Raw genomic sequence first — 25,311 nt, forward strand, 5'->3', positions numbered from 1 at the left:
GGGCGCCTGGCCGGGCCTTCCTACAGTCCGAACACGGCGGCGCATGCCCGCCGCAACGAAGCAAAGGAGTGGTTCACCATGCTCAAGTACGCGATCATTTTTGCGGTCATCTCGCTCGTGGCAGGCCTGCTGGGCTTCGGCGGCGTGGCGGCCGGCGCGGCGGGCATCGCCAAGCTGCTGTTCGGCCTGTTCCTCGTGCTGGCAGTGCTGTTCGTGGTGCTGGCCGCACTCGGGGTCGGCGCGGTGAAGAAGGCGCTCGATTGACCGCCTTGCCGCATGCCATGCACCTGTCGCACATCGACCTGCGCCTGGACTACGAGGTCGACGCGCCGGCGCACCTGCGGCTGAACATCGAGGCCGCGCGCACGGGTGCGCAGGCGGTGCTGGCCGAGACGCTGACCATCGAGCCGCCCGCGCGGCTGCGGGTGGGCTGCGAGGCCGACAGCGGCAATCGCTTCGTGCGCTTCGATGCCCAACCTGGGCCGCTGACCATCGCCTACCGCGCGACGGTGCGGCGCCCGGTGGTCCATGTGCCGGCCACTTTGCCCGAGGTGCCGGTGAGCCAGCTGCCCGATGCCGTGCTGGGCGACCTGCTGCCTACGCGCTATTGCGAGTCGGACCTGCTGGCACGCTGTGCGCAGCAGCTCTTCGGCGACCTGCCGCCGGGCATCGGCCGGGTGCAGGCGATTGCCGACTGGATCCACGACAGCATCGTCTACGTGCCGGGCAGCAGCGACTCGACCACCACCGCGCGCGAGGTGTTCGTGCAGCGCGCCGGCGTGTGCCGCGACTTCGCGCACCTGGGCATCACCTTCTGCCGCACGCTCAACATCCCGGCGCGGCTGGTGGTGGGCTATGTGTGGTTCGACGAGCCGCCGCAGGATTTCCACGCCGTGTTCGAGGCCTGGCTCGGCGGGCAGTGGGTGCTGTTCGATCCGACGCGCATGGCACCCGTCGACCGGCTGGTGCGCGTGGGCACGGGGCGCGACGCGAAGGACGTGGCCTTCTCCACGATCTTCGGCGCCGTGCGCATGACGGACAAGAAGCTCACGGTGCAGGAGCTGCAGGACGAACGCGCGGTGCCGCCGCGCACGCCGGCCCCCAGCGGCGAGTTGCGGGGCATCGAGAAGCCCGATCCGGTGTCGGAGCCTGCGCAAGTGCCCGCCTGACGCGGGTTGTTTGCTATTAAAAATATAGCAACCCACGCAATCCCGACGCGGGCTCTGGTCATTTTTGGCATGGCCCCCTAGCTTGTCCACACAGGGGGCACGACAGGGCATCGCCGCTTAAAATTAGTGCCCTTTTTTGCGCCGCGCACGCGTCCAGTGGTGCGCTCCTTTTTCCAATGCTGTACCCCGAAGAATTCGATGTGATCGTCGTCGGCGGTGGCCATGCCGGCACCGAAGCCGCGCTCGCTTCCGCACGCATGGGCGCCAAGACGCTGCTGCTCTCCCACAACATCGAGACGCTGGGGCAGATGAGCTGCAACCCGTCGATCGGCGGCATCGGCAAGGGCCACCTCGTGAAAGAGGTCGACGCACTTGGCGGCGCCATGGCCATTGCCACGGACGAGGCGGGCATCCAGTTCCGCATCCTCAATTCGAGCAAGGGCCCGGCCGTGCGCGCCACGCGTGCGCAGGCCGACCGCGTGCTGTACAAGGCCGCGATCCGCCACCGCCTGGAAAACCAGCCGAACCTCAGCCTGTTCCAGCAAGCTGTGGACGACCTGATGATCGAAGGCGATCGCGTCGTTGGCGCCGTCACGCAGGTGGGCATTTCTTTCCGCGCGCGCACCGTGGTGCTGACCGCGGGCACTTTTCTCGACGGCCGCATCCACGTCGGCCTCGACAATTACCAGGCCGGCCGCGCGGGCGATCCGCCGGCGATCAGCCTGTCGGCGCGCCTCAAGGAACTGAAGCTGCCGCAGGGCCGCCTCAAGACCGGCACGCCGCCGCGGCTCGACGGCCGCAGCATCGACTTCTCGAAGTGCACCGAACAACCCGGCGACGGCATGCCCGGCGGAGCAGGGCCGATGCCCGTGTTCAGCTTCATGGGCAAGGCCGAGATGCACCCGCAGCAGATGCCGTGCTGGGTGACGCACACCAACCAGCGCACGCACGACATCATCCGTTCGGGCTTCGACCGCAGCCCGATGTTCACCGGCAAGATCGACGGCGTCGGTCCGCGCTACTGCCCCAGCGTCGAAGACAAGATCAACCGCTTCGCCGACAAGGACAGCCACCAGATCTTTCTCGAGCCCGAAGGCCTGACGACCAACGAGTACTACCCGAACGGCATTTCGACCAGCCTGCCGTTCGACATCCAGTACCAACTGGTGCGCTCGATGGCCGGCCTGGAAAACGCCCACATCCTGCGCCCGGGCTACGCCATCGAGTACGACTACTTCGACCCGCGCGAACTCAAGAGCAGCTTCGAGACGCGTGCGATCCGCGGCCTGTTCTTTGCCGGACAGATCAACGGCACCACCGGCTACGAAGAGGCCGCAGCCCAAGGCCTGTTCGCCGGCATCAACGCCGCGCTGCAGTGCCGGGGCGAAGACGCCTGGCTGCCGCGCCGCGACGAGGCCTACCTGGGTGTGCTGGTCGACGACCTGATCACCAAGGGCGTGACCGAGCCGTACCGCATGTTCACCAGCCGCGCCGAGTTCCGGCTGCAGCTGCGCGAGGACAACGCCGACATGCGCCTGACCGAAGCAGGGCGCAAGTTGGGCCTCGTGGACGACGCGCGCTGGGACGCTTTCAGCCGAAAGCGCGACGTTGTTTCACGTGAAACAGAGCGGCTCAAGTCGATCTGGGTGAACCCGCGCAACCTGCCGGCGGCCGAGTCGGCGCGGGTGCTGGGCAAGGCCATCGAGCACGAATACAACCTGGCCGATCTGCTGCGCCGGCCTGATGTGAACTACGCAACCCTGATGTCGCTGGACGGCGGCAAGTACGCCGCGAGCACGGCCTTGGGCGAAACGGAGATCGAGCAGATCGAGATCTCGGCCAAGTACTCCGGCTACATCGAACGCCAGCACGACGAAGTGGAGCGCGCCGCCCATTTCGAGAACCTGAAGCTGCCGGACGACTTCGACTACGGCCAAGTCAAGGCCCTGAGCTTCGAGGTGCGCCAGAAGCTGGACAAGCACCGGCCCGAAACGCTGGGGCTGGCGTCGCGCATCTCGGGCGTCACGCCCGCCGCGATCTCGCTGCTGATGATTCATCTGCGCAAGGGCGGGCACAAGGCCTTCGCCCGTGATGCCGCCGCCGATGCCGCCACCGAAGCTGCTGCCGCCGAGCCGCACACCGCACCATGAGCGCGACGCCTCTAGCCACGCTGCGCGCAGGCGCAGCCGCCCTGGGCGTGGCCCTGTCCGACACGCAGGGCGAACAGCTGCTGGCCTACGGTACGCTGATGCTCAAGTGGAACAAGGTCTACAACCTCACGGCCGTGCGCGATCCGGCCGGTGTCATGACGCACCACCTGCTCGACAGCCTCGCCGCCATCGCACCGCTGCAGCGCGAATGGGCAGGGAAGGGCAAGCTGCTCGACGTCGGTTCGGGTGGCGGTCTGCCGGGCGTGGTGATCGCCATCATGCGGCCCGACGTCGAGGTCAGCTGCCTTGATGCCGTCGCCAAGAAGGCGGCCTTCGTCCAACAAGTCGCGGCCGAACTGGAGCTGCCGAACCTGCGTGGCCTGCACGCGCGGGTCGAATCGCTGGCCGGCAGCTACGAGGTGATCAGCTCGCGCGCCTTCGCGTCGCTGCCCGATTTCTTCAACGGCTCGGTGCATCTGCTGGCGCCGGGCGGTGTCTGGCTCGCCATGAAGGGCAAGCTGCCGACCGACGAACTCGCCGCTTTGCCCGCCGGCGTCGCAGTGTTTCACGTGGAACAACTGACGGTGCCGGGCCTGGACGCCGAGCGCTGCATCGTCTGGGCACGCAAAGAGGCCGCCTGATTTCGTAAAAGATGCGACGGCGCCGGCAAAAGCCGGTGTCGGAGCAATCTTCCCAGCGCCGGCCTGCCTTAGACTCGAAGCCTCCCCCCTGGCTCTCTTTTTCGAGGCAAATCCCATGTTCGGCATCGCTGACTACGGCGCATTCGTCGCCGCCATCGTCCTGTTCCTTCTGATTCCCGGTCCGGGCAATCTGGCGCTGATCACTTCGACCAGCAAAGGCGGCATTCGCGGCGGTCTGGCAGCGACCTTCGGCGTGATCCTGGGAGACCAAGTTTTGATGTGGGCGGCGGTGGCGGGCGTGTCCGCCGTGCTGGCTGCCTACCCGGCCGCCTTCAAGGCCGTGCAGTGGCTGGGCGCCGCCTACCTGGCGTGGCTCGGCCTCAAGATGCTGCTGGCCAAGCCCGGTGCAGCACCGATCCTGAACATCCGCCCGAGCCATTTCCTGCGCCAGGCGCTGACGATCACCTTGCTGAACCCCAAGGCGATCGTGTTCTACATGGCCTTCTTCCCGCTGTTCGTCGACCCGGCGCGCCACCAGGGCCTCATCACTTTCGGCGCCATGGCTGTGACCATCGCCGCGCTGACCTTCCTGTACGGCCTGACCTCGACGCTGCTCACGCACTTCCTGGCCGAGCGCATCCGCGCCAATCCCCGCATCTCGGCCACGCTCGAAAAGCTGGCTGGCACCTTCTTGATCGCCTTCGGCATCAAGCTCGCGATCTCGCGCTGAACGACCCCGACGACCCGCACTGACGACACATGGCCAAGATTTTCTGCATCGCCAACCAGAAGGGCGGCGTCGGCAAGACCACCACCACTGTCAATCTCGCCGCCGGCCTGGCCAAAGTAGGCCAGCGCGTGCTGATGATCGACCTCGATCCCCAAGGCAACGCGACCATGGGCTCGGGCATCGACAAGCGCCAGCTGGAGCTCACGGTGTACGACGTGCTGCTCGAATCGGCCTCGGTGGCCGAGGCGCGGGTGAAGTCCGACAAGCTCGTCGAGGCCGAAGCCAGCTACGACGTGCTGGGCGCCAACCGTGAGCTGGCCGGTGCCGAAGTCGAAATGGTGGCGCTCGACCGGCGCGAAAAACGCCTGCGCACCGCGCTGGCCGCGGTCGGTGCCGAGTACGACTTCGTGCTGATCGACTGCCCGCCGAGCCTGAGCCTGCTGACACTCAACGGCCTGTGCGCGGCCCACGGCGTGATCGTGCCGATGCAGTGCGAGTACTTTGCGCTCGAAGGCCTGACCGACCTGGTCAACACCATCAAGCAGGTGCACGCCAACCTCAACAAGAACCTGCAGATCATCGGCCTGCTGCGCGTGATGTTCGATCCGCGTATCACGCTGCAGCAGCAGGTGAGCGAGCAGCTCAAGTCCCACTTCGGCGACAAGGTGTTCGACACCGTGATCCCGCGCAATGTGCGGCTCGCCGAAGCACCGAGCTACGGCCTGCCGGGCGTGGTGTTCGACCCGTCCGCCCGCGGCAGCCAGGCCTTCATCGCCTTCGCCGAAGAGCTGGTCGCCAAGATGCCGCCCGCGAGCGCCTTCGCCTCGGGTGCGGTCGCACCGCCGGTCACCCCCGCACCGCGCGTGGTGCCCGACCTGCCGATTCCCGACGACGTGCTGGCCGCTGCGCCTTCTGCTTCCTCCGTCGCCGATACCGACCAAAACCCCGTCTGATGCCCGCCCCGACGGGCGGCAGGCGCTATCAAGTTCGTAGCAACCAGCCATGAGTGAACCCCGCATCCTGCTGCTGCCCGGATGGCAGAACAGCGGCCCCGGCCATTGGCAGACCCGCTGGGAGTCGGTCTACGGCGACCGCCGTGTCGACCAGCACGAATGGATGCGACCGCTGCGCGGCGACTGGTCGATCCGCCTCGAAGAAGAAGTGCTGGCTGCGCCGGGCCCCGTGGTGCTGGCCGCGCACAGCCTCGGCTGCATCCTCACCGCCGCCTGGGCGGCCCATTCGCGCAACACGCACAAGGTGCGCGGCGCGCTGCTGGTGGCGCCCGGCGACCTGGAGCGCGACGACCTGCGCCAATTGATTCCCGGCTGGGCACCCATCGTGCGCCAGCCGCTGCCGTTTCCGGCCGTGCTGATCGCCGCCAACGACGACCCGTACTGCGAAGCCTCGCGCTCGAAGCAGCTGGCCGCCGACTGGGGCGCACGCTTCGTCGATGCCGGCAAGGGCGGCCACCTGAACGCCGAATCCGGCCTGGGCGACTGGCCCGAAGGCCGGCAACTCCTGAACGACCTCTCGAAAGACACGCACTGATGGCGACCAAGAAACCCAAGGGCCTGGGCCGCGGCCTCGAAGCGCTGCTCGGCCCGACGGCCGCACCCTCCGCCGATCCGGGCGGCCCGCTCGGCGGCACCTCGGCAGAAGAGGGCGGTGCACCGCAGAACCCCAACACCCTGAAGCTCGACCAGATGGTCGCCGGCGTCTACCAGCCGCGCACCCGCATGGACGAGGGCGCGCTGTACGAGCTGGCCGAGAGCATCAAGGTGCAGGGCATCATGCAGCCGATCCTGGTGCGCCGGCTCGATGCCGAATCGGCCGCGGCCAAGAACGCCGAGTACGAAATCATCGCGGGCGAGCGGCGCTTCCGTGCCGCCCGGCTCGCGGGCCTGGACACCGTGCCGGTGCTGGTGCGCGACGTGCCCAACGAGGCTGCGGCGGCCATGTCGCTCATCGAGAACATCCAGCGCGAAGACCTCAACCCGCTGGAAGAAGCTCAAGGCCTGCAACGCCTCGTCACAGAGTTTGGGCTCACTCACGAGATGGCGGCCCAGGCCGTCGGCCGTTCGCGCAGTGCCGCCAGCAACCTGCTGCGCCTGCTGAACCTCGCCGAGCCCGCGCAACTGATGCTGATGGCCGGTGACATCGACATGGGCCACGCGCGCGCGCTGCTGTCGCTCGACCGCGGCACGCAGATCACCGCCGCCAACCAGATCGCCGCCAAGAAGATGTCGGTGCGCGAGGCCGAGGCGCTGGTGAAGAAGCTCGCGGCCGAGTTCACGCTCACGCCGTCGCGGCGCGGCAATGCCGGCGAGAAATCGCGCGACCTGCAGCGCGTGGAAGAAGAGCTGGCCGACCTGCTGACGGCCGAGGTCGAGGTGCGCATCAAGAAACGCACAAAGCGCGGCGAAAGCGGCGAGCTGGCGATCCACTTCGGCTCCATCGAAGCGCTGAACGGACTCATCGAGCGCATCCGCCGAACGGCCTAGTTGTGAACGCGGGCCCCTGCGTTCGTTTGGTTGATTGATTCCTGCAATCCTTTCCGCGTATCCTCGATCGCGGTTTTTCTTCCAGTTTTGCAAGACCATCACCATCGAACCGAGGGAGTCCACCATGCCGTTCTTCGTCACCAAGTTTCCGTTCGCCGCGGTCGCCGTCGGCGCGCTGCTGCTCACGGGCTGCGCCACCACCGACATGCAGATGGGCAGCCAATCGGCCAAGACCACGGCCACGGGCAGCGCCGCCGGCGGTGCCACGGCGGGCGCGAGCAGCCAGCTCGAGCGCTGCGAATCGCCACTGGGCACCGTGTCGCTGGTCGAGAACGTCAACGCCGGCTGGTACACCATCCTCACGGGCGAATACCGCCTGCCGCCTACTGCAAACCTGTTGCGTTTGCTGGTGCAGCAATCGAACTGTTTCGTGGTGGTCGAGCGCGGCGCGGCCGGCATGAACGCCATGACGCGTGAACGCGCGCTGCAGCAGTCGGGCGAGATGCGCGGCGGCAGCAACTTCGGCCGCGGACAGATGGTGGCGTCCGACTACGGCCTGTCGCCCGAAATCGTGTTCAGCAACAGCGATGCCGGCGGCATCGGCGGCGCGCTCGGCGGCCTCGTGGGCGGCGGCCGTGGCCGCGCCATCGCGGCGGTCGGCGGCAGCATGCAGACCAAGGAAGCCAGCGCGCTGCTGACGCTCATCGACAACCGCTCGGGCGTGCAGGTCGCGGCAGCCGAGGGCAGCGCTTCCAAGACCGACTTCGGCGCCTTTGGTGGCCTGGCCGGTCGCAGCGGCGCCGGCGGCCTCGGCGGCTACACCAACACCGCGCAGGGCAAGGTGATCGCCGCGGCCTTCATGGACGCCTTCAACCAGATGGTCCGCTCGCTGCGCAACTACAAGGCGCAGACCGTGCGCGGCCAGGGCTTGGGCGGCGGAGGCCGTTTGGGCGTGGACGGCGGTGTCGCTCCGTCGCAGACCTACGTGCCGCCCGAGCCCGCACCGGCGCGTCGCCGCAGGTAAGAAGAAACCGCGGGCCTTCAGGCCCACGAAAAAGCCCGGCGCTCTTGCGAGCCGCCGGGCTTTTTTACGCGTGAGCGAGAACGTTCAGAGGCTGAAGATCTTGCCCGGGTTCATGATGTTCTTCGGATCGAGCGCGCGCTTGATCGTGCGCATCATGTCGATCGCGCCCACGCCGGCCTCGGTCACCAGGAAGTCCATCTTGTGCAGGCCCACGCCGTGCTCGCCCGTGCAGGTGCCTTCGAGCGCCAGCGCGCGAGTCACCAACTTGTGATTGAGCTCCTCGGCCTTCACGCGCTCTTCGGGGATGTTCGGGTCCAGCAGGTAGCCGAAGTGGAAGTTGCCGTCGCCGACGTGGCCGACGAGGAAGTAGGGGATGCCGCTGGCGTCGGCTTCGGCCACCGAATCGAGCAGGCAGTCGGCCAGGCGCGAGATCGGCACGCAGGTGTCGGTGGAGATCACGCGGCAGCCCGGGCGCGACTGCACGGCCGCGAAATAGCTGTTGTGCCGCGCGGTCCACAGGCGCGTGCGTTCTTCCGGCGTGCTGGCCCATTCGAAGGCGTTGCCGCCGTGGCCGCTGGCCAGTTCCTGCACCGTCTCGGCCTGCTCCTTCACGCCGGCCGGCGAGCCGTGGAATTCCATCAGCAGCATCGGCTCTTCGCGCAGATTCAACTTGGCGTAGGCATTGACCATGCGCACGGTGTTCACGTCGATCAGTTCCACGCGCGCGATCGGCACGCCGAGCTGGATGGTCTCGATGGTGGTGCGCACCGCAGCCTCGATGCTCGGGAACGAGCAGATCGCGGCCGACACCGCCTCGGGCAGCGGGTAGATGCGCAGCGTGACCTCGGTCACCACGCCCAGCGTGCCTTCGCTGCCCACCATGAGGCGCGTGAGGTCATAACCGGCCGACGACTTCTTCGCACGCGTGCCGGTGCGGATCACTTCACCCGCAGCCGTCACCACTTCGAGCGCCAGCACGTTCTCGCGCATCGTGCCGTAGCGCACCGCGTTCGTGCCGCTGGCGCGCGTGGCCGTCATGCCGCCGAGGGAGGCGTCGGCGCCCGGGTCGATGGGGAAGAACAGGCCCGTGCTCTTGATCTCTTCGTTGAGCTGCTTGCGCGTGACGCCCGGCTGCACCGTCACCGTGAGGTCGTCGGCGTTGATCGACAGCACCTGGTTCATGCGCGACACGTCGATGCTGATGCCGCCTTGCACGGCGAGCAGGTGGCCTTCGAGGGACGACCCGACGCCGAACGGAATGACCGGCACGCTGTGCTCGCTCGCGAGCTTCACGGCATCGGCAACATCCTGCGTGCTTTCGGCGAACACCACGGCCGAGGGCGGCGGTGCGTCGAACGACGACTCGTCGCGCCCGTGCTGCGTCCGCACTGCCATCGCCGTGGAACAGTTGTCGCCGAAGCGCGCCTTCAGCCCGTCGATCAGGGCTGCGGGCACATCGCGCAGATGGAGCGCCGGCATCAGGTGCGAGGTGGAAGTCGGGGCGTTCATCGGGCGTCTCCTGGAGGGGCTGAGGGGGATCGGTCATTTTACGGAGCGCGCACCATAATGCGCTTCAGTAGAAGACATGAACCCCACGACCCTTGCAGCCCTTGCGGCCTTTCCATCGCAGCTCGAAGCCCACTACGCGGCCATTCCCCAGGCCTTCCGGCACTGGGCGCCGCCTTCGTGGGAGGGCGTGCCCAGCGAGGCCTTTACGGCCATCGAGCAGCTGTGCCATGTGCGCGACATCGAGATCGAGGGCTACCACGTGCGCTTTCGTCGCACGCTGGCCGAGAGCCATCCGACGCTCGCATCGATCGACAGCGAGCCGCTGGCCATCGAACGCCATTACGGCGCGGCCGATGCGGCGACCGTGCTCGCCGAGTTCCGCCTCGCGCGCGTGCAGACGATGGAAATCGTCTCGCAGCTGAGCGACGCGCAGCTTGCGCGCACGGCCGTGTTCGAGGGCTACGGCCCGCTCACGATGCGCAGCCTCATCCACTACCTGTGCAGCCACGACCAGCAGCATCTGGCCGGACTGCAATGGCTGGCCGGCAAGATCGACGCCGCCGGCCTCACGACCTGAACCGAGAGGAACGCCCATGGGCAACCGACTTTCCCAGATCGCCACCCGCACCGGCGACGACGGCACCACCGGCCTGGGCGACAACACCCGCGTGCCCAAGGACCACCTGCGCGTGCACGCGATGGGCGACGTGGACGAACTCAACTCGCACATCGGCGTGTTGCTGTGCGAGCCGCTGCCAGAGCCCGTGCGCGAGCTGCTGGTCGATGTGCAGCACCAGCTCTTCAACCTCGGCGGCGAACTCTCGATGCCCGGTTTCACGCTGCTCAAGCCCGAGGCGCTGCTGCAGATCGACAACGCCCTGGCCGACCACAACGCCGCCTTGCCGCGCCTGGCCGAATTCATCCTGCCCGCCGGCACGCGCGCCGCATCGCTCGCGCACGTGTGCCGCACCGTGGCGCGGCGTGCCGAGCGCGCGGTGGTGTCGCTGGGCGCCACCACCGAACTCAACGAGGCGCCGCGCCAGTACCTCAACCGGCTCAGCGACCTGCTCTTCGTGCTCGCACGCGTGCTCAACCGCATGAACGGCGGCGACGACGTGTACTGGAAGAGCGAGCGCATGGCCCGCGCGGCCGCCGCCGAATCCGAAGACCACTCCCAGGGGACGACGCCATGAAGAACTTTCACATCACCGCATCGCTCGCCGCCATCGCCGCCGCGCTCTGGCTGCCCGTCACCGCGCAGGCGCAGAGCGCCGACAACCCGCCCCAGGCGGAACGCGCCCACACCATCAAGTCGCCGTCACGCAGCGGCAAGGTGGTGGGCAGCGTGCAGCGCGGCACCAACGCCGCCGGCCGCGGCGTCAACCGCGCCGATGCCGCCACGCGGCGCGGCGTGAGCAACGTGTCGGAAAAAGCCAGCCGGCCTGTGCGCAACGTGGGCGAGTCCTTCGGACGCAAGCTGGCGCCGGGCTCGAGCGGGCGCGCGGCGCCGCCGCCGGTGGGGCCGCAGGGCAACGCGCCCTGAGTCTTTGCTGCTGTTGATCGGCGAGCACCTGCAGCGCGTCCCGTGCGCAGGGCACTGGGTACGCGCCCCGAATCCAGCCCCAAGAAAACGAGAAAACATGGCAAGAAACATAGAGATCAAAGCCCGCATCGACAGCGTGGACCGCATCGCAGAAATCGCCATGACGCTCGCCGACCAGGGCCCCCTCGAGATCGCCCAGGACGACACCTTCTTCCGCTGCGAGCACAGCGCTGACCGCCTCAAGCTGCGCACCTTCGCCCCCGACCGCGGCGAGCTCATCTTCTATCGCCGCGCCGACAGCAGCGGCCCGAAGGAATCGTTCTACCTGATCACGCCCACCGCCACGCCCGACGCGCTGCGCGAATCGCTCACGCTGGCCTGGGGCCAGGCCGGCCGCGTGCGCAAGCAGCGCCGCCTGTTCCTCGTGGGCCGCACGCGCGTGCACCTCGACCGCGTCGAAGGGCTCGGTGAATTCCTCGAACTCGAAGTGGTGCTGCAAGAGGGCGAGCCCGCCGAGGCCGGCGTGGCCGAAGCCCATGCGCTCATGGCCCGGCTCGGCGTGGCCGAGCGCCAGCTGGTGCAGGGCGCTTACGTCGACCTGTTGCGGCAGTTGCTGCAGCAGCAGCCAACCACCTGATCAGCGCCAGCCCGCAGCCTTGAGCTGCTCGGCCAGCTGCTCCGCCACCTTGGCGTAGCCCTTCGCGTTCGCATGGATGCGGTCCGAGCGCAGGGCCGCATCCGACAGCACGCCCGAATACACACCCGCGACCAGCAGCGCCTGTCCCGACTTCGCGACCTCTTCGTAAAACGGCGCATCGCTGAGCGAGCCGACCACCGCGCGCATCGCATCGGGCGCCGGCGTGGCCAGCACCGCCACATGCGGCGTGTGCGCACGCGCTTGCTCGATCAATGCCGCGAGGTTCTCGCGCGTGCTGGCGGGCGACACGCCGCGCAGCATGTCGTTGCCGCCGATGCCGATCAGGATCGCGTCGTAGCTGCCGGCAGACAGCAGCGCGGGCAGGCGCTCCAGCGCACCCGCTGACGTGTCGCCGTTGACGCCCGCGTTCTCGACCTGCCAGCCCGTGAGCTCGCCGAGCTTCGCGGGCCATGCCGTCTCGGGCGATGCGCCGTAGCCGAAGGTCAGGCTGTCGCCCAGCGCCAGCACGCGGGCATCGGGCTTCAACGCATTGGCTGAGGCCTTTCGTTTGCCGCACGCTGAGAGCAGCAGGGCGGTGGCCGGCACGCCGGCGAGCATGTGGAGGAGGTGGCGTCGCTTCATGTGGCGCGCAGCTTAAACGAGGCTGCGCGACGCTTGGCGCTTGCCCCTTCACTTGCTCGGAAAGTGCATAAGCCTCTCCGTTTTTTTTCGTTCCCGGCACGGGGACAGCGGCGAAGAATCGCGGCCCTGCACATCCCTTCTTCACCGCCACCGAGGTCCGACCCCATGCCGCCGCTGTTCACCCGCCATCGTTTCCTGCGCCATGCGGTCGCACTGTCCGCCGCCTTGCTGGCCACGCCGCTCGCGGCCTGGGCCGCACCCGCCAGCGGCGAGCCCGTGTGGTTCGGCGTGAGCGGCCCGCTCACCGGACAGAACGCGCAGTACGGCGCGCAGTGGAAGGCCGGCTTCGACCTCGCGATCGATCACATCAACGCGCAAGGCGGCATCCACGGCCGGCCGCTGGCCTACAACTTCGAGGACAGCCAGAGCGACCCGCGCCAGTCGGTCGCCATTGCGCAGAAGCTCGTGAACGACAAGCGCGTGCTCATCGAGCTGGGCGACTTCTCCAGCCCCGCCTCGATGGCCGCTTCGCCCATCTACCAGCGCGCGGGCCTCGTGCAGCTGGGCTTCACCAACTCGCACCCCGACTTCACCAAGGGCGGCGACTACATCTGGAGCCCGTCGATCAGCCAGGCCGACGCGCAGCCGTTGCTCGCCGACCTGGCCGTGAAGACGCTGGGCTTCAAGCGCATCGCCGTGCTCTTCCTGAACACCGACTGGGGCCGCACCAGCAAGGACGTGCTCGTGAAGGCCGCGCAGGAGCGCGGCGCGCAGCTCGCCATTGCCGAGGGCTACCAGCCCGACGAGAAAGACTTCCGCTCGACCCTGGTGCGCGTGCGCGACGCCAACCCCGACGGGCTGGTGCTCATCTCGTACTACCCCGACGGCGCGCTCATCGCGGGCCAGGTGCGCAGCGTGGGCCTGAAGCAGCCGATCGCCGCCGTGGGCTCGGTCTACTCGCCCAAGTTCATCGAGCTCGGCGGCGCGGCCGTGAACGGCATCCACACCAACACCGCCTTCTATCCCGACGAGCCGCGCGCCGAGGTGCAGGAGTTCGTGAAGAGCTTCCGCGCGAAGTACAGCAAGGAGCCCGACGCCTTCAACGCCTATGCCTACGACGCCGTGGTGTACGCCGCCGCCGCACTGCGCCAGGCCGGCCCCAAGGCCGACCGCAAGGCCGTGCGCGATGCGTTCTACAAGATCAAGGACGTGCCCAGCGTCATCTTCGGCAAGGCCACCTTCGATGCGCAGACGCGCCGCGTGATCGGCGTGAAGAGCGTGAACCTGGTGGTGAAGGACGGCAAGTGGGCGCAGATCGACGAGAAGGCGGCTGTGGCGTCGTCGAAATGAACGGGTCTTTGAATTGTTCCCTCTCCCGCTTGCGGGAGAGGGCTAGGGTGAGGGCAGGGGCCTTCGACAAGCAACAGGCCTTCGCAACGGCCGCCGCACCCTCACCCCAACCCTCTCCCGCAAGCGGGAGAGGGAGCAAAGCCGCAGGCGTCGCATGAGCTTCACCTCCTTCTTCGACCACACGGTCAACGGCCTGATCATCGGCAACATCTATGCGTTGCTGGCGGTCGGGCTCGCGCTGATCTTCGGCGTCTCGCACCTCATCAACTTCGCGCACGGCTCGGTGTACACCGTGGGCGCGTACATCGGTTGGGCCAGCATCACCTACCTGCACACGCCGCTGCCGATCACCATCGCGCTGGTGGTGCTCGGCAGTGGCGCGCTCGGCATGCTCATCGAGCGCGTGGGGCTGCGGCCATTGCAAGGCGCTGCGCGCATCGCACCGCTGCTGGCCACCATCGGCATCAGCTTCGTGCTCGACATCCTCGTGCAGCTGGTGTTCAGCCCCGACCCGCGCGCGCTGCCCACGCAGCTGCCCGACTGGCGCCTGCAGATCGGCACCGGCACCATCGGCGCGCTCGACCTGCTGATCGCGGGCATCGGCATCACCAGCGCGGCCGTGCTGTTCGGCTTCCTGCGTTTCACGAAGCTCGGCTGGGCCGTGCGCGCCACCGCGCAAGACCGCGACGCCGCGCAGCAGATGGGCGTGGACGTGAACCGCGTGAACCAGACCGTGTTCGCCATCGCCGCCGCGCTGGGTGGGCTCTCGGGCCTGCTGGTGGGCATGTACTACAACAACATCAGCCCGGCGATGAGCTTCCAGGCCACGCTCAAGGGCGTGGTGGCCACGGTGGTCGGCGGCGTGGGCAACGTGCCCGGCGCCATCGTCGGCAGCCTGCTGCTGGGGCTCATCGAAAGCTATGGCGTGGCGATTCTCGGCACGCCGTACCGCAACCTGTTTGCGTTTGCGCTTCTGCTGGTCATTCTGGTGTGGAAGCCGAACGGCCTCTTCGGCCGCAAGCGTGTGCTGCCGCCCGAACCGCTCACCGGCACCTTCATCGCACCGACCAAGCCATGGCGCGTGCCGCCGCGCGTGTTGCTCGCGCTGTTCGCCGCGGCCGTGCTGCTGCCGCTGTTCGATCCGTCGCCCTACGTGCTGCAGACGCTCACCAACGCCTGGCTCTACGGTGCGCTCGCCCTGAGCCTCACGCTGGTGGCCGGCACCATCGGCCAGATCTCTCTGGGCCATGCGGGGCTGCTGGCCATCGGCGCGTACGCCTCGTCGCTGCTGGTGCTCGACCTGCACCTGCCCGTGGGCACGGGCATCGTCGTCGCGGGCGTGCTCACCTCGCTGATCGGCACGGCGCTCATCTTCCCGGCCTTCCGTCTGCGCGGGCACTACGTGTCGATCGCCACGCTGGGCATCGGCGAGATCGTGGCGCTCACCATCCTCAACTGGGAAAGCCTCACGCGCGGGCCGATCGGTGTGTCGGGCATTCCGCCGCTGTCGCTGTTCGGGCGCGATGCGTCGTCGAACGAGGCGATCTACTGGGCCTCGTTCGGCGCACTGGTGCTGCTGGCCCTGCTGCAGTGGCGCCTGTTGCGCTCGCACCTGGGCCGCACCTTCCGCGCGGTGCGCGAAGACGAGGTGGCCGCGCGTGCCTACGGCGTGAGCCCCGACCGCTACAAGGCGCTGGCCTTCGGCTTCGGCGGCTTCGCGGCCGGCGTGAGCGGCGCCTTCACCGCGCACATGTACTCGTACATCAACCACGAGACCTTCGGCTCGCAGATCTCGATCCTCGCGCTCACGATGGTGATCCTCGGCGGGCTCGGGAACATCAGCGGCGCGCTGCTGGGTGCGGTCGCGCTCGTGAGCCTGCCCGAGCTGTTCCGCGTGACGGCCGAGTACCGCATGTTGATCTACGGCGTCGCGCTGCTTCTGTTGATCCGCTTCCGTCCCCAAGGCCTGCTCGGCACCGTCTGAAAGAACCCCCTCCCATGAGCCACCTCAACGACTACCTCGCCGAAAAACGCGCCGCCGTGCTGGCACGCAACGCCGCCGTCGCGGCCGGCACCGCGCAGCCCTCGCAGCTCAAGGCCAGCGTGCGCGCCGAAGGCCGCAGCGGCGTGCGCCGCCTGCGCATCCGCGAGCACCAGGTCATCAGCGACAGCCCACCCGATTTCGCGGGCTACAACCTCGGCCCGAGTTCGCCCGAACTGCAGCTGGGCGTGCTCGGCACCTGCGTGACGCACATCTTCCTGATCCAGGCGGCCGAACGGCAGGTGCCGCTCGAAAGCCTCGAGGTCGAGGTGACCGGCGTCATCGACCCGCGCGGCGGCAAGCCGGGCCACGAGCAGACGCCGATCTGGCCGCATGAGATCGGCTACACGGTGCACATCGATTCGCCCGCGAGCCGCGAAGAGATCGACGCGCTGTTCGAAGCGGTGGAGCGCAACTGCCCCATCCTCAACCTGCTGCGCAATCCGCAGGCCATCCGCGCCGAGGTGAAGCTCGTGAACTCGAAGGCGAAGGTCGCCGATGCCATCGCTGCTTGAGATCCACGGCCTCGTGCGCCGCTTCGGCGGGCTCACGGCCGTCAACGCCGTCGACCTGCAGGTGGGCGAGGGCGAACTGTTGAGCGTGATCGGTCCGAACGGCGCAGGCAAGACCACGCTGTTCAACCTCGTCACCGGCCTCGACAAGCCCGACGCCGGCCAGGTGCGCTTCGACGGGCACGACATCACCGGCCTGCCCGCGCAGCAGCTCGCACAGCGCGGCCTCGCGCGCACCTTCCAGCATGGGCGCGTGTTCGCGAACCTCTCGGTGCTCGACAACGTGCTGGTCGGCGCGCACACGCGGCTGCGCGCCGTGAAACCACGCGTGGGTAGTGTGCCGGGCCTCGGTGCACTGGCCGAGCTGGCGCTTGCGCTGGTGCAGCCAAGCGCCGTGCGACGCGAGGAAGAAGCGCTGCGCGACGAGGCGCGCGAGATCATCGCGCTCTTCGGCGAACGGCTCACGCCGCGCACCGACCATCCGGCCTACAGCCTCTCGTACGCCAACCGCCGCCGCGTGGAGATTGCACGCGCGCTCGCACTGCGACCGCGCCTGCTGCTGCTCGACGAGCCCACCGCTGGCATGAACGAGAGCGAGACGGCCGAGATGCTGGAGATCATTCGCGGCCTCAAGGCGCGCGGCCAGACCATCCTGCTGATCGAGCACAAGCTCGACCTCGTGATGCAGCTGTCCGACCGCGTGGCCGTGCTCGACGACGGCCGCAAGATCGCCGAAGGCCTGCCGGACGCGGTGCGCAACGACCCCGCGGTGATCGAGGCCTACCTCGGCCATCGCCATGTGGGCGAAGCACAGAAAGAGGCGGTGCCCGCATGATCGCCACCGTTGCCCGCACCGGCCTGTCTCCTTCTTTCCTCTGGGGAGAGGGGAGAAACGACGACCTGCCTGAACGCGCCATCACGCAAGCTTCGGTGGGCACCGTCCCGCCACTGCTGCAGCTCCAGAAGATCAACAGCTTCTACGGCCCGGTGCAAGCCCACTTTGACCTCGACATCGAAGTGCGCAAAGGCCAGATCGTCAGCCTGCTCGGTGGCAATGCCAGCGGCAAGTCGACCACGATGAAGATCGTGCTCGGCCTGCTCAAGCCGCGCTTGGGCGAGGTCCGCTTCAACGGCGAATCGACGCTCGGCCTGAGCACGCCGCAGATCATCCGCAAGGGCATCGGCTCGGTGCCCGAGGCGCGCCGCCTGTTCCCCGCGATGACCGTGCGCGAGAACCTGCTCATGGGCGCCTATGCGCGCCGCGATCGCGCGGGCGTGGCCGAAGACCTGGCGCGCATGCTCGAACTGTTCCCGCGCGTGGCGGAGCGCCTGGGCTTTTTGGCCGGCACGCTCTCGGGCGGCGAGCAGCAGATGGTCGCCATGGCGCGCGCGCTCATGGGCCGGCCGCAGCTGCTGTGCATGGACGAACCCACGATGGGCCTGTCGCCGCTGTACGTCGACAAGGTGCTCGAGCTCATCGCGCGCATCAACGCGCAGGGCGTCTCGGTCTTCATGGTCGAACAGAACGCCAGCCTCGCGCTGCAGATCGCGCACCACGGCTACGTGCTGCAAACAGGCCGCATCGTGCTCTCGGGCCCGGCGCGCGCACTGCTGGCCGACGCACGCATCCGCGATGCCTACCTGGGCGGCGAGGGCGCCGCCCGCACCGCCTCCTGATGACGACACCTCTGCTGGAAGGAAGACCTTCACCATGCCCTTGACCCTCGACCACGTCGTGATCGCCGTGCACGACCTCGAACGCGCCATCGCCGACTACGTCGCGCTCGGCTTCCATGTGCTGCGCGGCGGCGACCATCCGGGTCGCAGCACGCACAACGCACTCGTCGTGTTCAGCGACGGCAGCTACTTCGAACTCATCGCGTGGCGCGAACCCGCACCCGCCGAGCGCTGGTGGCAGCTGCTGCAGCGGCACGGCGAAGGCATCGTCGACTTCGCCCTGCTGCCGCGCGACACGGCCGTCACCGTGGCCGACGCGAAAGCGCGCGGCCTCGTGCTCGAAGGCCCGCTCGACGGCGGGCGCGTGCGCCCCGACGGCGAACACCTGCGCTGGCAGACCGCGCGCGCCCCGTCGGCCGACCTGCCGTTCCTGTGCGGCGACCTCACGCGGCGCGCCCTGCGCGTGCCCGAGGGCGCCGCGCGCGTGCATCCCAACGGTGTGCTCGGCGTGGCCAGCCTGGCCATTGCCGTGCGCGACCTCGACGCCACGCTGACGCGCTACCGCGCCTTGCTGGGCACCGTGCCCGACGACACGGCCACGCACATCGGCGAGCCCGTGGCCGTGCCCGCCAGCCAGGTGCGCGTGGCGGTGATCGCATTGGGCAGCAGCGTGCTCGTGCTGTCGTCACCGCGCGACCGCGCTTCGACGGCGGAGCTGGGCGGCGACGCGCTCGCACAGCGCATCGCCGTGCGCGGCGAAGGCCCGTATGCGCTGGTGCTGCACACCGACCGGCCGCAATCGACCGGCACCTTCGACCTTGCACGCGCGCACGGCGCATGGATCGAACTCGACCTGCCGCCGCTGGACGGGCTGGCAGTGCAGGGCAGCGCGCGCAACGATGCGGCGAGCAGCACGGTCGGCGGGTAGGGCGCGCTCAGTCCGCGCGTTCGCGCAGCTGGAACACATTGCCCTCGGGGTCGTGCCCGTCGCAATGGCGGTGGCCGTTGAATTCCCATTCGGCGGCCACCGGCTTCAACGCACCGCCGGACTCGGCGGCCAGGCGCCGTGCCTGTGCGAGGCTGGCCACCGGGAAGATGAATTTGAGCGCGGTGTCTTCGCGCGGCACCGGTGGCTGCGCGATCTGCACCCTGGCGGCGATGTCCGGATTCATCGCGACAATGAAGAGCTGCAGCGCGGGCGATGCGAGGCTCGCATAGCCGGGCTCCGGTGGCGAGAGTGTCAGCCCCGCGACCTTGGCGTAGAACGCGCCCACGCGGGCCACGTCCTTGGCATAGATGACGGCGGCTGCGACGGCGTGGTCTGGCATACGTACTTCCTCGATGGTTTCTTCTTCACTGTCCGGCTACCTCGTTTCGATTCTGCCTGCGGGCGTGCTCGCGCTGGTCCTGCTGCTGCTGATTCCGCGCACGCGGGTCGGCGTGCGGCTGGCCGTGCACATCCTGTTCTTTGTCGTGGCGCGCGACGCCATGAGCCCCGCCGGATTCTGGGCGTTGAATGCGGGGTCGATGCGCCTGAACGGGTCGACGCCGGTGCTGCTCGCGCTGGCGGGCATGTCGGCCGCGCTGGTGGTCGGCGTCGCCTGGCTCGAGCGCGCCGCGCGCGAGGGCATGGCGTGGTGGCGCCAAGGGGCGGTCGTGTCGTCGGTGCTCTGGGGCGTGCTGGGCGCCGTGGTCATCAGCGCCATCGCCGCTGCATTGAAGACGGCGTTGGCATTGCCCTCGTTGCCGGTGCCTGGGCCCGCCCTGTATGTGCCGATCCTGATCTTCGCGCTGCTCGGCAATGCCTATGAAGAACTGCTGTTCCGCGGCCTGCTGCAGCAGCGCCTGGCGCGGCACATGCCGGCGAGCCGCGCGCTGGTCGTCGCGGCCCTGCTGTTCAGCCTGTGCCATGCCTGGCTGGCGTGGATCGTCACGCGCGTGGGCCTGCCGGTGCTGGTGTTCACGCTGATCGAAGGGCTGGTGGCGGGCTTCGTGTACCGGCGCGCAGGGTTGCTGGGCGCCACCTTGGCGCATGGCTTGGCCATCTTCGCGCTCGCGGCCGGCCTGTACTGAACCGGGCGGCTCAGGTCGAGCGGCCGCCCAGGTGCGCCTTGCGCAGCGCGGCCCGCATCTTCTTCTGCAGCGCCGGCCCACCCTTTTCCAGCGCGGCTGCGGGAGCGCCGCTCTCGGCCGTCACCGGCCGGTGCTTGCGCCCCCAGATGCCGAGCTGCGTGATCACCGGCAACAGGTCGATGCCCACCGGCGTGAGGCTGTAGAGCGCCTTTTGCTTGTGCGTGGGGTCGTCGGTCTTGCTGAGCACGCCGTGTTCGACCAGCGTGTTCAGCCGTTCCGTGAGGATGTTCGACGAGATGCCTTCCTCGGACTGCAGGAACTCTCGAAAGTGCCGCTTGTCGGCAAACATCAGGTCGCGAACGATCAGCAGGCTCCAGCGGTCGCCGATGACTTCGAGCGCGAGGTTGATCGGGCACAAGGACTTCTGCTGGATGGCCATCGGGATTCCGTCGGTTCAAGAAACTGCTTGCATTTTCGCATCGGTTTGAGAATACTGAAACCGCTTGCATTTCGAGATCGGTTTGCGCAGGCGACCTTCAGGAGACTTCGATGCGAAAGCTCATCGTGCAAATGCAGATGTCGGTCGACGGGTTTGTGTCGCCGGCCAATGGCGACCTCGACTGGCAGCTCTGGGGCTGGGGCGACCGGTGGCGCTGGGACGCGGCGCTCAAGCGCGACTTCAACGCCGTGTTCGCGGGCGTCGACACCATCCTGCTGAGCCGCAAGATCATCGAAGAGGGCTACCTCGATCACTGGGGCCGCGCCGCGACGCGCTTTCCCGCGAACCCCGACTACGCCTTTGCCCAGCGGATCGTCAAGGCGCGCAAGGTGGTGCTCACGAACAAGCTGCAGGCGTCGCGCTGGGAACGCACCGACATCGCGCGCGGTGGCATGACCGACGAAGTGAACGCGCTCAAGCGCCAGCCGGGCCAGGACATCCTCACCATCGGCGGCGTTGGCTTTGCGTCGTCGCTCACGTCCGCGGGGCTGGTCGACGAGTTCCAGTTCTTCGTGAACCCCACGGCCGTCGGCGCGGGTCGCTCGGTGTTTCACGACACGCGCCACGGCCATGCGCTGCGCCTGCTCGGATCGACCGCCTACGACTGCGGCATGGTGGTGAACCGCTACGCGCCGGCGTGATGTGCGTCACGGACGTGCAGGACAACACGCCGCGCAGATACCTGCGCTTACCGTATTTCATCTGACGGCGACCTGATGCATCGCAAGCAGACACATGGGCTGCACACAATGGAGGCGTCATCACAGACAAACAAAAGGAGTTCCAGATGATCTTCCGTACCAAGCGCCTCACCACTGCCGCCGTTGCGGCGCTCGCATTGTCCCTGGCAGCAGGCAGCGCGCTGGCGCAAGATCGCCGGGGCGACGATCAACGCCCGGGCGGCGGCCGCTATGAGCAGCGCGACGACCACCGTGGGGACCATCGCGGTGCAGGCCGCTACGAACAGCGCAACGACCATCGCGGCCACCGTGGCCCTCACGCCGGCTACCGCGGCGACCAGGACTTCCGCGACGGCCGCCAGTTCGACCGCCGGGGCTTCCCGCAGCCGCACAGCGAGTGGCGCCGTGGTGGCCGCGTGCCGACCGAATACCGGGGCCGCAACTACGTGGTGAACGACTGGCGCGCCTACCGCCTGCAGCAGCCGCCGCGCGGCTACCAGTGGGTGGGTGTGGGCGGCGACTATGTGCTCGCGGCCATTGCCACCGGCCTCATCGCGCAGATCATCGCGGGCCAGTAAGCCTTCGCACTCCGCGTACCCCGCACATGCAAAAACCGCCACAGGAGACTGTGGCGGTTTTTCTTTGGGGAACTGGGGGAGGGCTGGTTTGTCAGGCCACCGCGGTGGCGGCCGACTGGGCGCACACATTGCGCCCGGTGATGGTGAGGCGCAAGCCGCCGCCATGCCATTCGAGCCAGTTGAGATCGACGTACGCGTCGATGTCGCGATCGTCGATGCGATCGGCCTGGCGGCTTTGCAGCAGCTCGACCGTGGCGGGCAGGGCACGTTTCAGGCGTTCGCGCTTCTCCGCTGCATCGGCCGCCTTTTGGGCGGCCCGGGTGGCCTGTGTTTGCTGCTGCTGCTGCGAAGTCGATGCCATTGCTGATCCGTTCCGGGAGCCAAGGAATTAACCCGAATGTACGCCGCTTGTGTGAAGCTGCGCGCATTCTTTTCAACCCTGGAGCCGGAAGTGTCGATTCCGTTGCGCTTGAGCTAAATCTCGTAGTGAGAAACCTTGACCTCGTCGCCCAACGCCTTCTCGACAATGGCGCGCGTCAACGTCGGCGCGAACGACTCGATGAACGCGTAGACATATTTGCGCAGGTAGGTGCCACGCCGCACCGCGAGCTTGGTGAGGTTGATGCCGAACAGCCGCCCCGCATCGAGCGCGCGCAGCTGCGTGTCGCGCTCGGCCTCGTAGGCCACGCCGGCGACGATGCCCACGCCCAGGCCCAACTGCACATAGGTCTTGATGACGTCGGCGTCCATCGCGGCCAGCACGATGTTGGGCTGCAGGCCGCGCTGCTCGAACGCCTCGTCGATGCGCGAGCGGCCCGTGAAGCCGGTGTCGTAGGTGATCAGCGGATGCTGCGTGAGCGCCTCCAGCGTGAGCGGCGCGTCGAGCAGCGGATGCCCGGGCGGCACGATCACCGAGTGCGTCCAGCGGTAGCAGGGCAGGGCGACCAGTTGCGGGTAGTCGCCCAGCGCCTCGGTGGCGATGCCCACGTCGGCCTCGCCGTCGAGCAGCATCTGCGCGATCTGCTTGGGCGAGCCCTGGTGCAGGTGCAGTTTCACGTTCGGAAACTGCGCGCGAAATTCCTGCACCGCCACCGGCATCGCATAGCGCGCCTGCGAGTGCGTGGCCGCCACCGAGAGCAGGCCGCTTTGCTGCGCCACGAACTCCTGGCCCGCGTGCTTGAGGTTGCTGCTTTCCATCAGCATGCGCTCGATGATCGGCAGCACGTGGCCGCCGGGCTCTGTGAGGCCCGTGAGCCGCTTGCCGGCGCGCACGAAGAGCTCGATGCCGAGCTCTTCCTCGAGCTCGCGGATCTGCCGGCTCACGCCGGGCTGCGAGGTGTGAAGGGTGTGGGCGACCTCGGTCAGGTTGAAGCCGCAACGAACGGCCTCGCGTACCGAGCGCAGTTGTTGAAAGTTCATCTGGCGCGCAGGAGGTGAAAGGTCCGGACCCCGGACGGGGCCGACCGGCGATTCTCGGCAGAAGTGCTTATGCGGGGAACGATGCGTTTGTTGGTTTCACATGAGCAAAACATCTATGAGGCCCTTCTGCGTGGGGAATTTGATATTTCGCACGGCTGTGCTAAAGTCCGCCACATGGACGCCAAGACCCAGAAAAGCGAACTCACCCGCGCCGCCATCGTCGGCGCGGCGATGCACCTCGCGCTGGCCGAGGGGCTGGAAGCCATTTCGCTGCAGGCCGTGGCGAGCCGCCTGGGGCTGTCCAAGAGCGGCGTGTTCTCGCGCGTGGGCTCGCGCGAGGCGCTGCAGAAGGCCGTCATCGAGGAGTACGGCCGCGGCTTCCTGGCCGAGGTGTTCGTGCCCGCCATGCAGAAGCCCAAGGGCCTGCCCCGCCTGAACGACATCGTCGCGCGCTGGATCGCCCGCACGCGCGACGTCGAAGCGCAGAACGGTTGCCTCTACGTGGCCGGCGCCTTCGAGTTCGACGACCGCGAAGGCGAACTGCGCGACCTGCTCTTCGACGAGATCACGCGCTGGCGTGCCGCGCTGCGCCGCACGGTGCTGCAGGCGGTCGAGATGGGCGAGCTCCAGGCCGACACCGACCCGGCCCAGCTCGTGAGCGAGATCAACGGAATCATGATGAACCAGCTGCACGACGCGCGCTTCCTGCGCGACGGGCATGCGGCCGAGCGCGCGGGCCAGACCTGGCAGCGCCTTCTTTCCAGCTACCGCGCCTGAGGCGCACCCGCAGACGACGACCTTTGCCTCTTCGTCTGCCTTAATTTCGCACAACCGTGCGATAAAAAGGAGAAGCACCATGCTGATCATTGCCCTCTTTCTTGCCGCCTACGCGGCCCTTCTCGGTGTGCGCGGCGTTCGGGACACGCTGCGCAGCCTGCCGCGCAGCAACCAGGACTGGGTCTGGTACTGAGCCTCTGAAAGAAAGCCTTCCTCATGACGACCACCACCAGCACCACCGCCCCCGTGGGCTACTACAGCGCCAGCCCGCTGATGCGCGCGATGCGCTTCGGCCTCGGCGCCTCGCAGCGCCTGTGGCCCGCGCTCGGCGTGCGCGCGGCGTACCGCGTGTTCGGCACGCCGCTGCCGCCCAAATGGCTGTACCGCGGCCAGCACCCCGGCACCGACTGGCGCCGCGAGGCCTGGTCGTTCGAGGACGCGAACCTCGGCATCTACCACCTCGCCGCACAGGACTCGGGCGCTGAGTCGGCGCCGGTCGTGCTGCTGGTGCACGGCTGGGGCGGCCATGCGGGCCAGATGCTGCCGCTGGCGCAGGCCATCGCTGCGGAAGGCCTGCGGCCCGTGCTGCTCGAGATGCCGGCCCATGGCCGCAGCGCGGGCACGGCCAGCAACCTGCCGCAGTTCGCGCGCGCCATCGACTACGTGGCGGCGCGGCTCGGTGCCGACGGGCATGTGCTGCGCGCGGCCGTTGCGCATTCGCTGGGGGCCAATGCGCTGGCCTACGCGGCAGGGCGCGGGCTGCCGGCGCAGCGGCTGGTGCTGCTCGCACCGCCAGCGTCGCCGCGCGAGTACACGCGCTACTTCGCGCAGGTGTTCGGCCTCAGCGAGCGCACGCGCGCGGGCATGCAGCGCCTGATCGAAGCGCGCGAGGGCATCCTGATGCAGCAGCTCGAGCCCGCCGCCGTGGGCCCGCGCATCGCGCAGCCGACGCTCATCGTGCATGACCGTGACGACCGCGTGAACCGCTTCGCCGACGCCGAGGCCTTTCGCGATGCGATTGCCGGCGCGCGGCTCTTTCCCACGCAGGGCTGGGGCCATCGGCGCATCCTGAAAGAGCAGGCCGTGCTCGCGCAGGTCACGCAGTTTCTGATGTCGCCTGCGGCGGTCACGTGCGCGTGAAACGGCGCCTCTAAACTGG

At 68.2% G+C, this 25,311-nt stretch carries 30 protein-coding genes; 24 read left to right on the forward strand and 6 right to left on the reverse strand.

Translation table 11 applies throughout. From position 1 onward, the window contains the following. Positions 1-78 precede the first annotated feature (78 nt). The 9 genes from CLU95_RS15230 to CLU95_RS15270 all read left to right on the forward strand — a co-directional run bounded on the left by CLU95_RS15230 (position 79) and on the right by CLU95_RS15270 (position 8,215). A complete protein-coding gene (locus CLU95_RS15230; protein WP_013538518.1) occupies positions 79-264 on the forward strand; it encodes a DUF1328 family protein in 186 nt (61 codons plus the stop codon). Continuing rightward, the gene (locus CLU95_RS15235; RefSeq protein WP_373668998.1) at positions 261-1,169 is read left to right on the forward strand and encodes a transglutaminase-like domain-containing protein; all 909 of its coding nucleotides are present in this window, start codon (positions 261-263) and stop codon (positions 1,167-1,169) included. The genes CLU95_RS15230 and CLU95_RS15235 overlap by 4 nt, the downstream gene beginning before the upstream one ends. 176 nt (positions 1,170-1,345) lie before the next feature. Beyond that, positions 1,346-3,319 carry a tRNA uridine-5-carboxymethylaminomethyl(34) synthesis enzyme MnmG gene (gene mnmG / locus CLU95_RS15240; protein ID WP_099794287.1) on the forward strand — a complete coding sequence of 658 codons (1,974 nt, stop codon included), beginning with the start codon at positions 1,346-1,348 and terminating at the stop codon, positions 3,317-3,319. Next, positions 3,316-3,960: a 16S rRNA (guanine(527)-N(7))-methyltransferase RsmG gene (gene rsmG / locus CLU95_RS15245; RefSeq protein ID WP_099794288.1), complete on the forward strand. Its 645-nt coding sequence runs from the start codon at positions 3,316-3,318 to the stop codon at positions 3,958-3,960. The genes mnmG and rsmG overlap by 4 nt, the downstream gene beginning before the upstream one ends. Positions 3,961-4,075: 115 nt before the next feature. After that, entirely contained in the window at positions 4,076-4,690 is a 615-nt protein-coding gene (locus tag CLU95_RS15250; RefSeq protein WP_099794289.1) for a LysE family transporter, read from the forward strand. 29 nt (positions 4,691-4,719) lie between these two features. After that, positions 4,720-5,643 (forward strand): ParA family protein, encoded by a 924-nt coding sequence (locus CLU95_RS15255; RefSeq protein ID WP_099794290.1) that lies wholly within the window; start codon positions 4,720-4,722, stop codon positions 5,641-5,643. 49 nt (positions 5,644-5,692) lie between these two features. Then, positions 5,693-6,238 (forward strand): RBBP9/YdeN family alpha/beta hydrolase, encoded by a 546-nt coding sequence (locus CLU95_RS15260; protein ID WP_099794292.1) that lies wholly within the window; start codon positions 5,693-5,695, stop codon positions 6,236-6,238. After that, on the forward strand, positions 6,238-7,191 hold the full coding sequence (locus tag CLU95_RS15265; protein WP_099794294.1) for a ParB/RepB/Spo0J family partition protein: 954 nt from the start codon (positions 6,238-6,240) through the stop codon (positions 7,189-7,191). Before CLU95_RS15260 ends, CLU95_RS15265 begins: the two co-directional genes overlap by 1 nt. A gap of 124 nt (positions 7,192-7,315) precedes the next feature. Further along, positions 7,316-8,215: a CsgG/HfaB family protein gene (locus CLU95_RS15270; RefSeq protein ID WP_099794295.1), complete on the forward strand. Its 900-nt coding sequence runs from the start codon at positions 7,316-7,318 to the stop codon at positions 8,213-8,215. A gap of 84 nt (positions 8,216-8,299) precedes the next feature. Here the strand turns inward: CLU95_RS15270 and CLU95_RS15275 are convergent, their stop codons facing one another. Continuing rightward, positions 8,300-9,724: an FAD-binding oxidoreductase gene (locus CLU95_RS15275; RefSeq protein WP_099794297.1), complete on the reverse strand. Its 1,425-nt coding sequence runs from the start codon at positions 9,722-9,724 to the stop codon at positions 8,300-8,302. Between the two features lie 76 nt (positions 9,725-9,800). Between CLU95_RS15275 and CLU95_RS15280 the strand changes: the two genes are divergently transcribed. From CLU95_RS15280 to CLU95_RS15295, 4 genes are all read left to right on the forward strand, one after another. Further along, positions 9,801-10,301, forward strand: a complete 501-nt coding sequence (locus CLU95_RS15280) for a DinB family protein (RefSeq protein WP_099794299.1) — start codon at positions 9,801-9,803, stop codon at positions 10,299-10,301. Positions 10,302-10,317: 16 nt separating this feature from the next. Further along, on the forward strand, positions 10,318-10,917 hold the full coding sequence (locus CLU95_RS15285; RefSeq protein WP_099794301.1) for a cob(I)yrinic acid a,c-diamide adenosyltransferase: 600 nt from the start codon (positions 10,318-10,320) through the stop codon (positions 10,915-10,917). Then, positions 10,914-11,267 carry a hypothetical protein gene (locus CLU95_RS15290; RefSeq protein ID WP_099794302.1) on the forward strand — a complete coding sequence of 118 codons (354 nt, stop codon included), beginning with the start codon at positions 10,914-10,916 and terminating at the stop codon, positions 11,265-11,267. The genes CLU95_RS15285 and CLU95_RS15290 overlap by 4 nt, the downstream gene beginning before the upstream one ends. A gap of 97 nt (positions 11,268-11,364) precedes the next feature. Then, positions 11,365-11,904 (forward strand): class IV adenylate cyclase, encoded by a 540-nt coding sequence (locus tag CLU95_RS15295; RefSeq protein ID WP_099794304.1) that lies wholly within the window; start codon positions 11,365-11,367, stop codon positions 11,902-11,904. Here the strand turns inward: CLU95_RS15295 and CLU95_RS15300 are convergent, their stop codons facing one another. Further along, positions 11,905-12,546 carry a GDSL-type esterase/lipase family protein gene (locus CLU95_RS15300; RefSeq protein WP_099794306.1) on the reverse strand — a complete coding sequence of 214 codons (642 nt, stop codon included), beginning with the start codon at positions 12,544-12,546 and terminating at the stop codon, positions 11,905-11,907. It abuts the gene before it with no gap. Positions 12,547-12,711: 165 nt separating this feature from the next. Between CLU95_RS15300 and CLU95_RS15305 the strand changes: the two genes are divergently transcribed. From CLU95_RS15305 to CLU95_RS15330, 6 genes are all read left to right on the forward strand, one after another. After that, a complete protein-coding gene (locus CLU95_RS15305) occupies positions 12,712-13,896 on the forward strand; it encodes an ABC transporter substrate-binding protein (RefSeq protein WP_099794308.1) in 1,185 nt (394 codons plus the stop codon). Positions 13,897-14,050: 154 nt separating this feature from the next. After that, entirely contained in the window at positions 14,051-15,880 is a 1,830-nt protein-coding gene (locus CLU95_RS15310) for an ABC transporter permease (protein WP_099794310.1), read from the forward strand. A gap of 14 nt (positions 15,881-15,894) precedes the next feature. Next, positions 15,895-16,452, forward strand: a complete 558-nt coding sequence (locus tag CLU95_RS15315) for an OsmC family protein (protein ID WP_099794312.1) — start codon at positions 15,895-15,897, stop codon at positions 16,450-16,452. Then, the gene (locus tag CLU95_RS15320; protein WP_099794314.1) at positions 16,436-17,284 is read left to right on the forward strand and encodes an ABC transporter ATP-binding protein; all 849 of its coding nucleotides are present in this window, start codon (positions 16,436-16,438) and stop codon (positions 17,282-17,284) included. The genes CLU95_RS15315 and CLU95_RS15320 overlap by 17 nt, the downstream gene beginning before the upstream one ends. Further along, entirely contained in the window at positions 17,281-18,126 is an 846-nt protein-coding gene (locus CLU95_RS15325) for an ABC transporter ATP-binding protein (protein WP_099794316.1), read from the forward strand. Before CLU95_RS15320 ends, CLU95_RS15325 begins: the two co-directional genes overlap by 4 nt. Before the next feature lie 34 nt (positions 18,127-18,160). Then, positions 18,161-19,054, forward strand: coding sequence for a VOC family protein (locus tag CLU95_RS15330; protein WP_099794317.1), 894 nt, complete (start codon positions 18,161-18,163; stop codon positions 19,052-19,054). A gap of 7 nt (positions 19,055-19,061) precedes the next feature. Here CLU95_RS15330 and CLU95_RS15335 read toward each other — a convergent pair whose 3' ends face one another. Beyond that, positions 19,062-19,454 (reverse strand): VOC family protein, encoded by a 393-nt coding sequence (locus CLU95_RS15335; RefSeq protein ID WP_099794319.1) that lies wholly within the window; start codon positions 19,452-19,454, stop codon positions 19,062-19,064. A gap of 13 nt (positions 19,455-19,467) precedes the next feature. Here CLU95_RS15335 and CLU95_RS31170 point away from each other — a divergent pair, with 13 nt between their 5' ends. Further along, complete coding sequence (locus CLU95_RS31170) at positions 19,468-20,199, forward strand: CPBP family intramembrane glutamic endopeptidase (RefSeq protein WP_099794320.1); 732 nt, start codon at positions 19,468-19,470, stop codon at positions 20,197-20,199. 10 nt (positions 20,200-20,209) lie between these two features. Here CLU95_RS31170 and CLU95_RS15345 read toward each other — a convergent pair whose 3' ends face one another. Then, the gene (locus CLU95_RS15345) at positions 20,210-20,638 is read right to left on the reverse strand and encodes a winged helix-turn-helix transcriptional regulator (RefSeq protein ID WP_099794322.1); all 429 of its coding nucleotides are present in this window, start codon (positions 20,636-20,638) and stop codon (positions 20,210-20,212) included. A gap of 110 nt (positions 20,639-20,748) precedes the next feature. Here CLU95_RS15345 and CLU95_RS15350 point away from each other — a divergent pair, with 110 nt between their 5' ends. Both CLU95_RS15350 and CLU95_RS15355 read left to right on the forward strand, forming a co-directional pair. Next, positions 20,749-21,339: a dihydrofolate reductase family protein gene (locus CLU95_RS15350; protein WP_099794324.1), complete on the forward strand. Its 591-nt coding sequence runs from the start codon at positions 20,749-20,751 to the stop codon at positions 21,337-21,339. Positions 21,340-21,485: 146 nt separating this feature from the next. Continuing rightward, positions 21,486-21,956, forward strand: coding sequence for an RcnB family protein (locus CLU95_RS15355; protein ID WP_099794326.1), 471 nt, complete (start codon positions 21,486-21,488; stop codon positions 21,954-21,956). Positions 21,957-22,047: 91 nt separating this feature from the next. Here CLU95_RS15355 and CLU95_RS15360 read toward each other — a convergent pair whose 3' ends face one another. Then, complete coding sequence (locus CLU95_RS15360) at positions 22,048-22,317, reverse strand: hypothetical protein (RefSeq protein ID WP_099794328.1); 270 nt, start codon at positions 22,315-22,317, stop codon at positions 22,048-22,050. Between the two features lie 113 nt (positions 22,318-22,430). Next, the gene (locus tag CLU95_RS15365) at positions 22,431-23,375 is read right to left on the reverse strand and encodes a CysB family HTH-type transcriptional regulator (RefSeq protein ID WP_062473726.1); all 945 of its coding nucleotides are present in this window, start codon (positions 23,373-23,375) and stop codon (positions 22,431-22,433) included. Between the two features lie 174 nt (positions 23,376-23,549). On the opposite strand from CLU95_RS15365, the gene CLU95_RS15370 reads away from it, so the two are divergent. Together CLU95_RS15370 and CLU95_RS15375 are read left to right on the forward strand one after the other, a co-directional pair. Further along, a complete protein-coding gene (locus CLU95_RS15370) occupies positions 23,550-24,152 on the forward strand; it encodes a TetR/AcrR family transcriptional regulator (RefSeq protein ID WP_099794329.1) in 603 nt (200 codons plus the stop codon). A gap of 216 nt (positions 24,153-24,368) precedes the next feature. Continuing rightward, positions 24,369-25,292, forward strand: a complete 924-nt coding sequence (locus tag CLU95_RS15375) for an alpha/beta fold hydrolase (RefSeq protein WP_099794331.1) — start codon at positions 24,369-24,371, stop codon at positions 25,290-25,292. Positions 25,293-25,311: the final 19 nt, after the last annotated feature.

Origin of the sequence: Variovorax sp. 54 (genome assembly GCF_002754375.1) — a bacterium.
Taxonomy (GTDB): domain Bacteria; phylum Pseudomonadota; class Gammaproteobacteria; order Burkholderiales; family Burkholderiaceae_C; genus Variovorax.

Coding starts and splice junctions, on each gene's coding strand:
- CLU95_RS15230 (WP_013538518.1), top strand. CDS start 79: ATGCTCAAGTACGCGATCATTTTTGCGGTCATCTCGCTCGTGGCAGGC.
- mnmG (WP_099794287.1), top strand. CDS start 1,346: ATGCTGTACCCCGAAGAATTCGATGTGATCGTCGTCGGCGGTGGCCAT.
- rsmG (WP_099794288.1), top strand. CDS start 3,316: ATGAGCGCGACGCCTCTAGCCACGCTGCGCGCAGGCGCAGCCGCCCTG.
- CLU95_RS15250 (WP_099794289.1), top strand. CDS start 4,076: ATGTTCGGCATCGCTGACTACGGCGCATTCGTCGCCGCCATCGTCCTG.
- CLU95_RS15255 (WP_099794290.1), top strand. CDS start 4,720: ATGGCCAAGATTTTCTGCATCGCCAACCAGAAGGGCGGCGTCGGCAAG.
- CLU95_RS15260 (WP_099794292.1), top strand. CDS start 5,693: ATGAGTGAACCCCGCATCCTGCTGCTGCCCGGATGGCAGAACAGCGGC.
- CLU95_RS15265 (WP_099794294.1), top strand. CDS start 6,238: ATGGCGACCAAGAAACCCAAGGGCCTGGGCCGCGGCCTCGAAGCGCTG.
- CLU95_RS15270 (WP_099794295.1), top strand. CDS start 7,316: ATGCCGTTCTTCGTCACCAAGTTTCCGTTCGCCGCGGTCGCCGTCGGC.
- CLU95_RS15275 (WP_099794297.1), bottom strand. CDS start 9,724: ATGAACGCCCCGACTTCCACCTCGCACCTGATGCCGGCGCTCCATCTG.
- CLU95_RS15280 (WP_099794299.1), top strand. CDS start 9,801: ATGAACCCCACGACCCTTGCAGCCCTTGCGGCCTTTCCATCGCAGCTC.
- CLU95_RS15285 (WP_099794301.1), top strand. CDS start 10,318: ATGGGCAACCGACTTTCCCAGATCGCCACCCGCACCGGCGACGACGGC.
- CLU95_RS15290 (WP_099794302.1), top strand. CDS start 10,914: ATGAAGAACTTTCACATCACCGCATCGCTCGCCGCCATCGCCGCCGCG.
- CLU95_RS15295 (WP_099794304.1), top strand. CDS start 11,365: ATGGCAAGAAACATAGAGATCAAAGCCCGCATCGACAGCGTGGACCGC.
- CLU95_RS15300 (WP_099794306.1), bottom strand. CDS start 12,546: ATGAAGCGACGCCACCTCCTCCACATGCTCGCCGGCGTGCCGGCCACC.
- CLU95_RS15305 (WP_099794308.1), top strand. CDS start 12,712: ATGCCGCCGCTGTTCACCCGCCATCGTTTCCTGCGCCATGCGGTCGCA.
- CLU95_RS15310 (WP_099794310.1), top strand. CDS start 14,051: ATGAGCTTCACCTCCTTCTTCGACCACACGGTCAACGGCCTGATCATC.
- CLU95_RS15315 (WP_099794312.1), top strand. CDS start 15,895: ATGAGCCACCTCAACGACTACCTCGCCGAAAAACGCGCCGCCGTGCTG.
- CLU95_RS15320 (WP_099794314.1), top strand. CDS start 16,436: ATGCCATCGCTGCTTGAGATCCACGGCCTCGTGCGCCGCTTCGGCGGG.
- CLU95_RS15325 (WP_099794316.1), top strand. CDS start 17,281: ATGATCGCCACCGTTGCCCGCACCGGCCTGTCTCCTTCTTTCCTCTGG.
- CLU95_RS15330 (WP_099794317.1), top strand. CDS start 18,161: ATGCCCTTGACCCTCGACCACGTCGTGATCGCCGTGCACGACCTCGAA.
- CLU95_RS15335 (WP_099794319.1), bottom strand. CDS start 19,454: ATGCCAGACCACGCCGTCGCAGCCGCCGTCATCTATGCCAAGGACGTG.
- CLU95_RS31170 (WP_099794320.1), top strand. CDS start 19,468: ATGGTTTCTTCTTCACTGTCCGGCTACCTCGTTTCGATTCTGCCTGCG.
- CLU95_RS15345 (WP_099794322.1), bottom strand. CDS start 20,638: ATGGCCATCCAGCAGAAGTCCTTGTGCCCGATCAACCTCGCGCTCGAA.
- CLU95_RS15350 (WP_099794324.1), top strand. CDS start 20,749: ATGCGAAAGCTCATCGTGCAAATGCAGATGTCGGTCGACGGGTTTGTG.
- CLU95_RS15355 (WP_099794326.1), top strand. CDS start 21,486: ATGATCTTCCGTACCAAGCGCCTCACCACTGCCGCCGTTGCGGCGCTC.
- CLU95_RS15360 (WP_099794328.1), bottom strand. CDS start 22,317: ATGGCATCGACTTCGCAGCAGCAGCAGCAAACACAGGCCACCCGGGCC.
- CLU95_RS15365 (WP_062473726.1), bottom strand. CDS start 23,375: ATGAACTTTCAACAACTGCGCTCGGTACGCGAGGCCGTTCGTTGCGGC.
- CLU95_RS15370 (WP_099794329.1), top strand. CDS start 23,550: ATGGACGCCAAGACCCAGAAAAGCGAACTCACCCGCGCCGCCATCGTC.
- CLU95_RS15375 (WP_099794331.1), top strand. CDS start 24,369: ATGACGACCACCACCAGCACCACCGCCCCCGTGGGCTACTACAGCGCC.